Annotated in this window: 11 protein-coding genes; 8 read left to right on the forward strand and 3 right to left on the reverse strand. The window is 61.8% G+C overall.

Going from position 1 to position 11,682, the window contains the following annotated elements; all coding sequences use genetic code 11:
- Positions 1–125 precede the first annotated feature (125 nt).
- Positions 126–1,160 carry a LacI family DNA-binding transcriptional regulator gene (locus FJV83_RS01995; protein ID WP_142884915.1) on the forward strand — a complete coding sequence of 345 codons (1,035 nt, stop codon included), beginning with the start codon at positions 126–128 and terminating at the stop codon, positions 1,158–1,160.
- Here FJV83_RS01995 and FJV83_RS02000 read toward each other — a convergent pair.
- From FJV83_RS02000 to FJV83_RS02010, 3 genes are all read right to left on the reverse strand, one after another.
- Positions 1,148–2,098: an alpha/beta hydrolase gene (locus tag FJV83_RS02000; RefSeq protein WP_142884916.1), complete on the reverse strand. Its 951-nt coding sequence runs from the start codon at positions 2,096–2,098 to the stop codon at positions 1,148–1,150. The two genes, FJV83_RS01995 and FJV83_RS02000, sit on opposite strands and share 13 nt — an antisense overlap.
- 113 nt (positions 2,099–2,211) lie before the next feature.
- Positions 2,212–3,360: a Gfo/Idh/MocA family oxidoreductase gene (locus FJV83_RS02005; RefSeq protein ID WP_142884917.1), complete on the reverse strand. Its 1,149-nt coding sequence runs from the start codon at positions 3,358–3,360 to the stop codon at positions 2,212–2,214.
- A 268-nt stretch (positions 3,361–3,628) separates the two neighbouring features.
- Positions 3,629–4,390, reverse strand: a complete 762-nt coding sequence (locus FJV83_RS02010) for a DeoR/GlpR family DNA-binding transcription regulator (protein WP_142885062.1) — start codon at positions 4,388–4,390, stop codon at positions 3,629–3,631.
- Between the two features lie 162 nt (positions 4,391–4,552).
- Here FJV83_RS02010 and FJV83_RS02015 point away from each other — a divergent pair, with 162 nt between their 5' ends.
- The 7 genes from FJV83_RS02015 to FJV83_RS02045 all read left to right on the forward strand — a co-directional run bounded on the left by FJV83_RS02015 (position 4,553) and on the right by FJV83_RS02045 (position 11,670).
- Positions 4,553–5,356 carry a class I fructose-bisphosphate aldolase gene (locus FJV83_RS02015; RefSeq protein WP_095786737.1) on the forward strand — a complete coding sequence of 268 codons (804 nt, stop codon included), beginning with the start codon at positions 4,553–4,555 and terminating at the stop codon, positions 5,354–5,356.
- A 3-nt stretch (positions 5,357–5,359) separates the two neighbouring features.
- The gene (locus tag FJV83_RS02020; protein WP_095791200.1) at positions 5,360–6,310 is read left to right on the forward strand and encodes a PfkB family carbohydrate kinase; all 951 of its coding nucleotides are present in this window, start codon (positions 5,360–5,362) and stop codon (positions 6,308–6,310) included.
- Positions 6,311–6,400: 90 nt separating this feature from the next.
- Positions 6,401–7,546: an ABC transporter ATP-binding protein gene (locus FJV83_RS02025; protein WP_142884918.1), complete on the forward strand. Its 1,146-nt coding sequence runs from the start codon at positions 6,401–6,403 to the stop codon at positions 7,544–7,546.
- 110 nt (positions 7,547–7,656) lie between these two features.
- Entirely contained in the window at positions 7,657–8,907 is a 1,251-nt protein-coding gene (locus FJV83_RS02030; RefSeq protein ID WP_142875293.1) for a sugar ABC transporter substrate-binding protein, read from the forward strand.
- A 134-nt stretch (positions 8,908–9,041) separates the two neighbouring features.
- On the forward strand, positions 9,042–9,938 hold the full coding sequence (locus FJV83_RS02035) for a sugar ABC transporter permease (protein ID WP_142884919.1): 897 nt from the start codon (positions 9,042–9,044) through the stop codon (positions 9,936–9,938).
- Between the two features lie 4 nt (positions 9,939–9,942).
- Positions 9,943–10,785 (forward strand): carbohydrate ABC transporter permease, encoded by an 843-nt coding sequence (locus FJV83_RS02040; protein ID WP_095771204.1) that lies wholly within the window; start codon positions 9,943–9,945, stop codon positions 10,783–10,785.
- A 63-nt stretch (positions 10,786–10,848) separates the two neighbouring features.
- On the forward strand, positions 10,849–11,670 hold the full coding sequence (locus FJV83_RS02045; RefSeq protein WP_095771203.1) for a sugar phosphate isomerase/epimerase: 822 nt from the start codon (positions 10,849–10,851) through the stop codon (positions 11,668–11,670).
- Positions 11,671–11,682: the final 12 nt, after the last annotated feature.

Consider the following 11,682-nt stretch of genomic DNA (forward strand, 5'->3'; position numbering starts at 1 on the left):
TGGAAACGCAAAAATTTGACTGAACAAATTTGGTCAAGCAATGCTGCCACACGGCAACGGCCGCAAGACTGATTCTGGCCCGACCGGGAAGGTTGGCGGGCGCGGGCAAGGGGGTGGAAAAATCGATGGCGGAGAAGACCCACCGCACGATGGATGATTTCGCCAGGGCGTCAGGCGTGTCGCGGCCGACCCTGTCGAAGTATTTCGACGATCCGGCTAGCGTTAAGCCGGCGACGCGGGCGCGCATCGAGGCGGCGCTGCGATCCTCGGACTATCAGCCGAACGTTTTCGCGCGCAATCTCAACCGCAAGCGCACCCGCAATGTCGGCATCGTCGTGCCGGCGCTCACCGATCCGTTCTATGCCGAAATGGTCAGCCGCATCGAGTTGCGCTGCCGCGACGAAGGTTTCTGGCCGATCGTCATCTCCTCGCACGGTTCGCCGAAGCTCGAGGCTGAATCGGTCAGCACGCTGATGTCGCTGAAGGTCGCCGGCGCCATCGTCGCTCCGCTGGGGTTGGTCTCCGAACCCGGCGTCTTCGAGCGGATGAGCAAGGACATTCCGATCGTCTATTTCGACACCTATATCGAGGGCGACACGCCTTTCGTCGGCAACGACAACCACCAGAGCACGTCGACCATTGTCGACTATCTCTGCCGCTCCGGCGAACCGCCGGCCTATGTCGACATTCCGCACGTCAACCACAATTCCGGCGAGCGCCTGCAAAGCTATATCGACACGATGCGGGCCGCCGGCCTGGAACCCGTCGTGCTTAAGGCGGCGGGCGATTACAGCTGGGATTTTGAGCGCATCGGCCATGAATGGATGGACAGGACGCTCGAGACAGGCGGCCTGCCGGCGCGCACGCTGCTGTGCGCCAATGACCGCCTCGCTTTCGGCGTCATGGCGGCGGCCTTCTCGCGCGGGCTGAAGATTGGCCGCCGGGCCGATTGCGATTTCCGTGTCGCCGCCCATGACGATCATCCGCTGAGCCGTTACACCTGTCCGGCGCTGACCACCATGGCGCAGGATTTCGCCGCCATGGCCGGCCGCAGCGTCGAGATCCTGCTGGCCTTGCTGGATGAGGCCGATTCACCCGGCCAGGGTCCGGCACGCAACGTCAAGCTCGGTGCGACGCTGGTGATGCGTCAGTCTGCCTGAACACGCGTCTGCAATTGCAGCCAGGCGGCCGCCTCGCTCACCGCCTGCCGCGCGGCCAGTATATGGCGACCCATCGAGACGAAGCCGTGGATCTGACCGAGCCAGGGCCGCAGGATCAGAGGCACGCCTTCGATCCGGAGACGCTCGGCATAGGCCGTGCCTTCGTCGGCAAGAATGTCGTGGCCGGCGATCACGACGAATGCAGGTGCCACGCCGGCAAGGCTTGATGCCAGCAGCGGCGAGACGCGCCAGTCCGTGATGTCGTCCGGCCTCCGCAAATAGTGGTCGCGGAACCAGGCCATGGTAGCGGCGGTGAGCCCGAAGCCGTCGCCGAAACGCCGATAGCTGTCCGCCGTCTGGCGGGCATCGGTGTTGGGATAGATCAGGACCTGCGCGGCAAGCGGCGGCGCCAGCCCGTCGCGGGCAAGCAACGCCAGAACGGCGGCAAGGTTGCCGCCGGCGCTGTCACCGGCAACGGCGATACGGGCCGGGTCGATGCCGAGCGCGCCGGCATTCTGCGCCATGAAGCGGAGCGCTGCCGTGCAATCCTCGAGCCCGGCGGGAAATTTATGCTCCGGCGCCAGTCGGTAATCGGGGTAGACCACGACGGCGTTGCCCAGATTGGCCAGCCATCGGCAAATCTCGTCATGCGAGGAGAGGTTGCCTATGACCCAGCCGCCGCCATGCAGATAGAGCACGGCGCGCGCCCCGGTGCGCGGCGCGCCGATGCCGCGATGGATGCGGATCGTGACCGGGCCGTTCGGCCCATCGATCTCTTGCCGCAAGGTCGCCGCCACTGGCTCGTGTTCGCCCTGCTGTGTCGGGAACGAAGCGTTATAGGCGGCCCGAGCCGCCGCCACGCTACCGTCTTCGAAAGGCTCGCCGCCGGCCGCACGGCCCATTTCAAGGACGTGCAAAGCATCAGGGTCAAGCGTCATCGCCATCTCCATCGAAAGCAATTCCAGGAAAAGTGTACGGCGGTTTTTCCTTGGGAATTGCGTGAATACAAGAGATAGGGCGGTTCGCCGTTTCCGCGAAAAGGCGAACCGTTCTAAGCGAGGAGGCTGCTTGCCTCCTCCTCGGTCAACAGCGCCGGCTGGACGACATCGCCGGTGATGGCGACGGAACTTTTCGTTTCGCCGGAGTGCAGAACGGCCTCCATGATCTCCAGCACATGCAGCGCCAGATTGCCGGACGCACGGGGTGCGGCGCCTGTCTTCAGCGAACGCACCAGATCGGCGACGCCGAGCATGCGGTAATTGGCACGATCAGGCGCCGCGTAGGGCCAGTTGCGGGCGCCGTAGAACTCGCTTTCGCTGGCGAAATCCTTCCACTGCGCGCCACGTTCGGACAGCGAGACGGTGCCGCCGAACGTGTCGGGATCGGGCAGGCGCAGCGAGCCTTCCGTGCCGTGCAATTCGATCGGATGGTTGGAATGCTTGAAGACGTCCCATGAGGCGCCGAAGGTAACGGTGGCGCCCGAGCGGAATTCGAGCAGGGACAGCACGTTGGTCGGCGTCCCGACCTTGAATGTCGTGTTCTTGAACGGCCCTTCGGCCGTGATCAGGCGTTCCTCCTGGCCGCGTGTCGCCAAAGCCATGACGCGCGCGACCGGGCCGAGCAGATTGACCAGCATGGTCAGGTAATAGGGACCCATGTCGAACACCGGGCCGCCGCCCCGCTGATAGTAGAACTGCGGATTGGGGTGCCAGTGCTCCATGCCGCGCCCCATCATGAAGGCGGTGCCGGTGACCGGGCGGCCGATGGCGCCCTCATCCATCAGGCGGCGCGCGCGGCGTCCGGCGGCGCCGAGGAAGGTGTCGGGCGCCGAGCCGAGCAGCACGCCGCGCTTGGCCGCCTCCGCCACCAGACGGCGCCCATCGCTGGCCGACGTCGCCAGCGGCTTTTCGGTGAAGACGTGTTTTCCCGCCGAAAGGGCTGAAAACGAAATGTCGAAATGCGCGGCGGGAATGGTCAGGTTCAGGACCAGATCGATCTCGGGGTCGGCCAGTAGCGCATCGACACCGAGCGCCCGGATGCCATATTCCTTGGCCCGCAACGCCGCCATGTCGGCGGAGATATCGGCGCAGGCGCTGAGTTCGATTCCACCGAAGAGGGCGGCATTGCGCAGGTAGGTCATCGAGATGTTGCCGCATCCGATGACGCCAATTCCCAGCTTCGCCTTTGATCTTGCCTGCATTTCTGGTCGGTCCTCTCACTAGGCTCATGCTCTCCCGGATCCGCTGCACCGGCAACGGATCGTGGTGGAAGAGCGCTATACAACATTTTAAATCTTGACGCGCGTAAAATTTTTATAGATCATGCGAAAATGCTGGCGCAACGTCGGGAGGCTGCCAGCCCGAGGAGGAGAAAATGACAGACCGGAAAAAACGGCCGGGCGCCGATGCGAATCCCGTTGGCCATGAGCGCATTGGATATTTCCGTCGCGGCCAGGGACCGCGACGCGGTCAGGCATAGATCACCTTGGCCCCGGTCCTATCAAGCTGGCTGCGTATCGGGCCGGACAGGCCATCGTCGGTGATCACAACATCGACGCTCGACAGCGAAAATACCTTGGAGGTCCCGCTGACACCCCATTTGCTCGAATCCGCAAGGAGGACAACGCGCCGGGCCATGCGCACGAGGTTTCGCTTCGTTCGCGCCATGTCTTCGTTCACGTCGACCACATCCAGTGACGAGTCAATCGCATGCGCTCCAACAAAGACCTGATGCGCTACCAAGCCGCCGAGAGCCGTGTCGGCATCGGTGATCAGCGTGCTCACCGTGTCTGGATAGACCCGGCCACCGATCATGTGAACGTCGAGCCCGGGCCGATGCATCAGATGCTGCACGATATTCATCGCCGTGGCCGCGACAACGACATTGCTGAGCGGCGGTAACAGCATGGCAACCTGCATCAGTGTCGAGCCGCCGTCGAAGATGACCGATTGGTTGTCCTCGAACAGTTCCACCGCTGCCCGGGCGATGCGTTTCTTTGCATCGAGGTTCGTTTGCATCCGCCGGGCGAACGCGGCCGTGGTCGAATCCGTGGTCCGGGTCACCGCTCCTCCACGGGTCTTGGTCAGCAGTCCCTTGCGGTCCAGTATCTCGAGGTCGGAGCGCACCGTGACTTCCGACACGCCAAAACCGTCTGACAGGTCCTTGATGCGAACCTGTCCGCTGCGTTGCACTTCACCCAGGATCGATTGGCGTCTCTGCTCTGACAACATTGCCTTGTCCTTGCCTCCATGCGCCATGCGATCGCCCTGGCCTCGGTTCACTCTACCAAAAATACGCGAATTCGAAAGATTTCGAAAGATTGCATTTGTCCTTTCTTTCGCAAACACTGGGTCTGGGATTTTGAAATCAATCGATTGGAGAGTTTTGGACTCATGAGCCTCGGAACCAAGGTGCGCCTGGCGCGCCTCTTCTCACATCCATCGGGGAATCTTTTTGGCGGCGCGGTCGACCACTTTGTCGGCTATGGCGACGTGCGCAAAGGCGGCCTTGCCGATCTGCCGGGCGCGCTTGCACGCGTCATGGTGGGCAAACCCGACTACGTCAGCATCCAGCCTGGCACCGCGCGCCATCTGTGGCCGCAATATGCGGGCAAGGCTTCCTTGGTGATCCAGGCCGGCTGCTTCACCCCAGACGATCGCATCAGTGAACTGATTGCAACGCCCGAGGATGCGGTGCGCGCTGGCGCCGATGCGTTGGCCGTGGCCATTCCGGTGCGCGGCGCGACCGAGGGCAAATACATTCGCTGGCTGACCGATTCGGTGAATGCGGCGGCCCGCTATGGTATGCCGGTGGTGGCGCATATTTATCCTCGCGATTTCACCGACGGGGCAAAGATCGTCTTCACCCCCGACGAGATCGCCTATGCGGCGCGCATCGGCTACGAGTCCGGCGTCGACGTGATCAAGATCGGCTACACGGGCGATTTCGAGTCGTTCCAAGAGACCGTGCGAACCTGCCCGGTGCCGGTTGTGATCGCGGGTGGGCCGAAGACCGATACGCTGCTCGGCGCGCTTCAGCAGACGGCGGACGCCATCCGTGCCGGCGCGCGCGGGGCCGTGGTGGGCCGCAATCTCTGGGGGCATGGCGATCCTCAGAAGGCAGCGCTTGCCTTTCGGGGCGTCATCCATGACGGCCTTTCGGCGCAAGACGCCTTGGCGAGAGCGGGGGCGGCCTGAGCGATGCCCACCGTTCCCTCAATCCTCGGCTTCGGTGCTATTGCGATCGACGACATCGTCTATGTCGATCAGCCGTTGTCGGCGGGCAAGGGGAAGGTTCTGCAAAGTGCCCGAGCTTTCGGGGGAAATGTCGCGACGGCCCTTGCCACCGTCGCGCGGCTCGGCGGAGCCGCCGGGTTCGTCGGATGGCTGGGCAGTGCCGCGGACGACGCCGTGCTGTGCGATCTCGTTGCGAGCGGCGTTGAAACGGCATTCGCGCCGCGCCACCCGGATGCGCGCCCGGTGCGCTCGCGGATCACCGTCGGCTCGGATGGGGAGCGGTTCATCGCGTATGACGATGAAGCGATGCTGGGCACCGCGCTGGACTTTCCGGATGAAGTCCTCAGCCGCGCGACCGTCCTGATCGTCGATGGTTATGCGATCCGGTCACTGGATGTCGTGGCCCGGGCTCGCGATCTCGGCCTTGCGATCCTCGGCGATATCGAATGGAGCAGCGGCCCAGCCACGGATCGGCTGATCGCGCTCTGCGACCATCTCATTCTTCCGCTCGGTTTTGCGCGGACTGCCACGGGGTGCCGATCGCCCGCCGAGATGCTCGATGCATTATGGTTGCCGTCGCGGGCCGCCGTTGTTCTGACCGATGGCGGCAGGGGCGTGTACTATCGCGGGCGTGAAGAGACACGGCTCTGGCACCTGCCGCCGCACCGGGTTGCCGTCGTCGACTCGACCGGCGCCGGTGACTGCTTTCACGGCGCCTATGCCCATGCATTGACGCGCGGGGCCGACACCGCAGGCCGGGTGGCATTCGCTGCCGCGGCGGCGGCCCTTTCGATAACGGGGCGTGGCGGGCGCGAGGCGCTTCCGACGAATGACCGGGTCACGGACCTGCTGGCGTCGGCGAACGCGCCGTCGGCAGTCGAACTGAAGTATGCGGAACTCGATACCGGAACATAGCCTGAAACTATCCGAGGAAACATTTTCACAGGTGAAAATAGGCCAAGGAGAATAACAAAATCAACGGCTTAGACTTGTGGAGGGAGGAAGATGGCAGAAGTCATTCTTGAGAATATTTGCAAAACCTACGGGAACAATTTTCGCGCAATCGACCAATTGAACCTGTCGGTCGAGGACGGCGAGTTCCTGATTCTCGTCGGGCCGTCCGGCTGCGGCAAATCCACCGCGTTGCGAATGATCGCGGGATTGGAGGACATCACCAGCGGCAGCCTTCGGATCGGCGGTACCGACGTCGTCGACATGCCGCCCAAGGACCGCGACATCGCGATGGTCTTCCAGAGCTACGCGCTCTACCCGCATATGACCGTGTTCGAAAACATCGCCTTTTCGATGCGGCTGGCAGGCAAGCCCAAGGCCGAACGCAAGAAGCGCGTGGACGAGATCGCCAAGACCCTTCAGCTGACGTCTTTGCTGGACAGCAAACCCGCCAACCTTTCCGGCGGACAGCGTCAAAGGGTTGCCATGGGCCGCGCCATGGTTCGCGAGCCGGCCGCCTTTCTGATGGACGAGCCCCTTTCCAATCTGGACGCGAAGCTGCGCGTGCAAATGCGCGCCGAAATCACCAGCCTGCAAAAGCAGCTCGGCGTCACGACCATATACGTGACCCACGACCAGACCGAAGCGATGACGATGGGGGACAGGGTCGCCGTGCTGAAGGGCGGTGTGCTGCAGCAGGTCGACACGCCCAAGAGGCTCTACGAATTACCGGTGAACGCCTTCGTTGCCGGCTTCATCGGCTCTCCCTCGATGAACCTTTTCGAAGCGACCCTGACGGGCGGCGAACTGATGTCCGGGGCCTTTGCCATTCGGCTGCAGGATGCGGCCTTCGTGCGCAGGCCGGGTTTGAAGTCGTATGCGGGGCGCAAGGTCGTGTTCGGGATACGACCGGAGGATCTCTATGACAGCAGCCTCGAATCCGGCCGCAAGTATCAGACGATACCGGCAAGGGTGACCTCGATCGAAGAACTCGGATCCGAACACATCGTCCATCTCAACATCGACGCGGTCCGGGTGGACTCCGGCGACCCTGACGCGGTGCAGGATTTCGGCCTGGCGTCGAATGCGGTGGCGAAATTCGAACCGGTCAGCACAGTCCGCTCCGGCTCGGAGATCCGGTTGGCCCTGGATGACGCCAAGCTGCATTTCTTCGATCCCGAGACGCATCTGGCGATCTGAATATCCGCGACGAGACCCGCGGGCGAGGGTGAGGCGCCTGCATAAGAAGACTTCTGAATAACCAGACGATCGGCCGCATTGTGCGGTCGATCCTAAAGAAGGAGGAGAAAATGATGTTTCGTATAAAACCCGCGATGCTGAAAATAGCCGCGGCCGCATGGTTGCTTGGCGCAACCGGCGCCATGGCGGCGGACACGACGCTGGAATTCACCCAATGGTGGGAGCCCGAATTGCCGGCTGGCTCGCTCAGGGCAATCATGGATGACTTCGAGGCAGCAAACCCCGGAATCAAGGTGACGCTGGTCAGCGGCCCCTACGCGACCACGCGAGACCAGATCTCGGTTGGTGCTGCAACTGGAACGCTCAGCGACGTCGTCGGTCTCGACGGTGCCTGGGTGAACAATCTGAATGCGCAGAACGCACTCGCCGACATGAACCCGATGATGGATGCGAGCGGTTTCGACAAGAGCCAGGTCGCGGACATCATCAAGGTGGACGGCAAGGCGGTGATGTTTCCCGTGGCTTCCTTCGTCTATCCGGTCTTCGTGAATTTGGACCTCGCCGCCCAGGCGGGCGTGACCAAGCTGCCGTCGACCCGTGCCGAGTTTCTCGAAGCCGCCAAGAAGATGACGCACGCCGACAAGAACCAGTATGGCTGGGTGCTGCCCCTGTCGCTGCAAACGCCATCCGGCGTCCAGAACGACATGATGTCATGGGTTTGGGCTTCGGGTCAGTCGATGATGGCGAACGGCAAGCCAGCCCTTGAGGGCAAACCGGTGGTGGATATGCTCACCTTCGTCAAATCACTCAACGACGCCGGCACCATCTCGCCCGGCATCGCCACCAAGACCGAGCAGGAAAAGGTCGAGGAATTCGTCAACGACCGCGTCGGAATGATGATCGACTCGCTCGCGCATGTGAACCTCATCCGCAAGCGCAATCCCAAGCTGAACTTCGACCTCATCCCGGTCCCGGTCGTGGAAAACTATACCGGCAAGCGCGGCCTTCCCTATGCCTCCTGGGGCATCGGCATCTCTGCTGTTTCGAAACATCAGGAAGAGGCCTGGAAACTCGTCCAATATCTGATGAGTGAAAAGGTGAACGCCAAGCTCGTGTCGCTTGCAAACGCCTTCCCAGGCAACGTCAACGCCAAGCCCGATTTCGTGACCTCGGACAAGGCTTTCGGCAAGGCTTTTGAAATCTTCAAGACCGGCTATCTCGCCAATGAGTTCACGGGTCTGCCGGTCGCTGAAGACCTGATGACCCAGTTCGACGTGCAAGCCCAGAAGATGCTCGCCGGCGAGCAGTCTCCGGAACAAGCCGCTGCCGCCGCTCAGAAGGGCTGGACGGCGAAATTCTGATCGGCCCGTTCCCGTCTGCTGTCTCTACCGGGTGGCCTGACTTCGGGCCACCCGGCAATACCGGATCGGCAATTTTAGATGGACCTGTTTCCGAAGCTTACCTTCTCTTGAAGGCGTATCCCCAAGGTTGGCACATGACCCGGCAAAAGCGCTCCCACCACAAGCTGAAACGAGCGGTCGCACCCTACCTCTATCTGTCGCCCTCGCTGCTCATAATCGGGCTTCTGATGCTGCTGCCGATGGTGACGGTGATTGCCTATTCGTTCCAGAACAGCGCGGTTCTGCGTCGCGACCCATCCTTTGCCGGACTGAAACATTACCAGGCGATCTTCGACGACCCCGTGTTCTGGGCGTCGCTGTGGCACACGCTCTACTTCACATGCATGAGTGTCATTTTCCACATGACCATCGGCATGGTCTTCGCGCTGATGCTGAACAACGACCGCATCAATCCGACACTGCGCAATATTCTGCGCGTGCTCTACATACTGCCCTGGCTGTTCACCGCGGTGATTATCGCCGTGATCTGGCGCCTTCTGCTTGAGCCGAACGGTGTCGTGAACAGCATTCTCATGCAAATCGGCGTCATCGGTTCCAAGGTCGAATGGTTTTCCTCGCCTGAGACCGCGCTGCACGCCGTCACCTTCGCCAATATCTGGGCGGGCTATCCGCTCTTCATGGTCAGCCTGCTCGCGGGTTTGCAGGGCATTCCCAAGGATTTCTACGAGGCCGCCGATATCGACGGGGCGAAGGCCTACCAGAAGCTGATCTTCATCACCATCCCGCAGCTGATGCCGATCATCATCAGCATCTCGCTGCTCGACTTCATCTGGACCATGCAGGTCTTCCCGTTGATCTGGATAACGACGGGCGGCGGCCCGATCTACTCGACCGAGGTCCTCAGCACCTACACGTACAAGCTGGCGTTTTCGAGCTACAACCTGTCGCAGGCTTCGGCGAGCGCTGTGGTCATCTTGTTGATCTCTCTCGGCCTGACGCTGTTCTATATTCGCTATCAAAAGGCTCGGTAGTCCCATGAGGAAAAGGCATACGCCGAAAGACAGGCTGATCACCGCCGCGCTCCATGTAGCGCTTGCAGCGGGGCTCTTTTTCGCGGCATTCCCGATCTACTGGATGCTGAACAGTTCGTTCAAATCGAACACCGAAATCTTTGCCCTGCCACCGACCATCCTGCCAAAGGCATTCACGCTGGAAGCCTATGCAGCCATCCTCGGCGACCCGGTAAAGCTGCGCTTCTTCTTCAACAGCTATTTCGTGGCGGGAGCGGTGACCGTTCTGACGGTGGTGATCGCCTTGCTGGCGGCCTACGGCTTCAGCCGCTTCAACTTCCGCGGCAAGGGCAGCCTGAACACGCTCATCATCAGCACGCAGACCATTCCGCCGATCACACTTTTGATCCCCTTCTTCGGGCTTGTCGTCTCATACGGTATTTTCGATACCTACGTCGCACTGATCCTGACTTACCTGGTGTTTACACTGCCATACGCGATCCTGCTGATGACGGGATATCTGAACACCTTGCCTCGCGATCTAGATGAAGCCGTGGCTGTCGATGGCGGCACCAGTTGGACAGCGCTTTGGCGGGTGATTGTCCCGATTTCACTGCCTGGTATCGTGGCGACGTCGGTCTACACCTTCCTGTTGTGCTGGAACGAATTTCTGTTTGCGCTGACGCTGACGAAGTCAACGTCCATGCGCACCGTCCCGATCGGCATCCAGCTGTTGATGGGCCAGCACGCCTTCGAATGGAACCAGATGATGGCGATGAGCGTGCTCGGCTCGCTACCGCTCTTGCTGATCTACCTCGTTGCCCAGAGGTACTTCCTCGCCGGCATGACCGCGGGCTCGGTCAAATAGGATGTCCTTCCCACGGCGACGCAGCGTGGCATCAAGTAATGAGCAGTATCAAGGATTGAAAGGATGAACGTGAAAGACCTCAAAGTCGGCTGCCAGACCTTTACATGGGAAATGCTCGGCGACCGTTTTGTCGGTGGCCCCGACGATCTCCTGAAGGCGATTGCCGACGGCGGTTACTCCGGCATCGAGATCACCGACACCATGATCGGCCGCTACGCCGACCGGCCATCGGAGTTCGCCGCCGCGCTGAAATCCTCCGGCCTGACGCTCGTTTCCTTCGCCTTCGGCTCGAGGAGCGGTTTCACGCTCAAGGAGGAGATCGGCGCCGACCTCGAGGCGGCGCAGCGCTGGATCGACTTCGCTTCCACCTTTCCCGGCGCGCTGGTGTCGATGGGGTCGGCAACCGTGGTGTCCGACGGGCCGCGCGGCGACAAGTTCGCCATCGCGGCGGAGGTCTACAACAAGGCTGGCGAGCTTGGCCGCAAGGCCGGTGTCCAGGTGGCGGTGCATCCGAGTTCGCACCACAACACGCTGCTGTTCGACCGCGCCGACTACGACAGGATCTTTGCCTTGCTGGACCGCGATCTGGTCGGCTGGGTGCCGGATACCGGTCATATCTTGCGCGGCCACAAGGACATGGCCGATACGCTGCGCACCTATCGCGATCGCATCCGCTACATCCATTTGAAGGACGTCGACGCCAACGGCACTTGGGCGATGCTGGGCAAGGGGGTCTGCGACACGCCGGCGGTTATCGAGATCGCCGGCGCCGCCCCGCGTTTCAACGGCTGGCTGGTGCTCGAAGAGGAATCCGAAACGGCCGCCGCCGATCCCGCCGGGGCGGTCAAGACCAACCGCCAGACGATGCGCAGCTATGGCGCCTGAAGAAACGAGACG

Origin of the sequence: Mesorhizobium sp. WSM4307, from assembly GCF_007003945.1 — a bacterium.
Taxonomy (GTDB): Bacteria; Pseudomonadota; Alphaproteobacteria; order Rhizobiales; family Rhizobiaceae; genus Mesorhizobium.

What these genes read in the sequence shown, in the direction of transcription:
- FJV83_RS01995 (WP_142884915.1), top strand. Translation starts at nt 126, where the DNA reads ATGGCGGAGAAGACCCACCGCACGATGGATGATTTCGCCAGGGCGTCA.
- FJV83_RS02000 (WP_142884916.1), bottom strand. Translation starts at nt 2,098, where the DNA reads ATGACGCTTGACCCTGATGCTTTGCACGTCCTTGAAATGGGCCGTGCG.
- FJV83_RS02005 (WP_142884917.1), bottom strand. Translation starts at nt 3,360, where the DNA reads ATGCAGGCAAGATCAAAGGCGAAGCTGGGAATTGGCGTCATCGGATGC.
- FJV83_RS02010 (WP_142885062.1), bottom strand. Translation starts at nt 4,390, where the DNA reads ATGTTGTCAGAGCAGAGACGCCAATCGATCCTGGGTGAAGTGCAACGC.
- FJV83_RS02015 (WP_095786737.1), top strand. Translation starts at nt 4,553, where the DNA reads ATGAGCCTCGGAACCAAGGTGCGCCTGGCGCGCCTCTTCTCACATCCA.
- FJV83_RS02020 (WP_095791200.1), top strand. Translation starts at nt 5,360, where the DNA reads ATGCCCACCGTTCCCTCAATCCTCGGCTTCGGTGCTATTGCGATCGAC.
- FJV83_RS02025 (WP_142884918.1), top strand. Translation starts at nt 6,401, where the DNA reads ATGGCAGAAGTCATTCTTGAGAATATTTGCAAAACCTACGGGAACAAT.
- FJV83_RS02030 (WP_142875293.1), top strand. Translation starts at nt 7,657, where the DNA reads ATGATGTTTCGTATAAAACCCGCGATGCTGAAAATAGCCGCGGCCGCA.
- FJV83_RS02035 (WP_142884919.1), top strand. Translation starts at nt 9,042, where the DNA reads ATGACCCGGCAAAAGCGCTCCCACCACAAGCTGAAACGAGCGGTCGCA.
- FJV83_RS02040 (WP_095771204.1), top strand. Translation starts at nt 9,943, where the DNA reads ATGAGGAAAAGGCATACGCCGAAAGACAGGCTGATCACCGCCGCGCTC.
- FJV83_RS02045 (WP_095771203.1), top strand. Translation starts at nt 10,849, where the DNA reads ATGAACGTGAAAGACCTCAAAGTCGGCTGCCAGACCTTTACATGGGAA.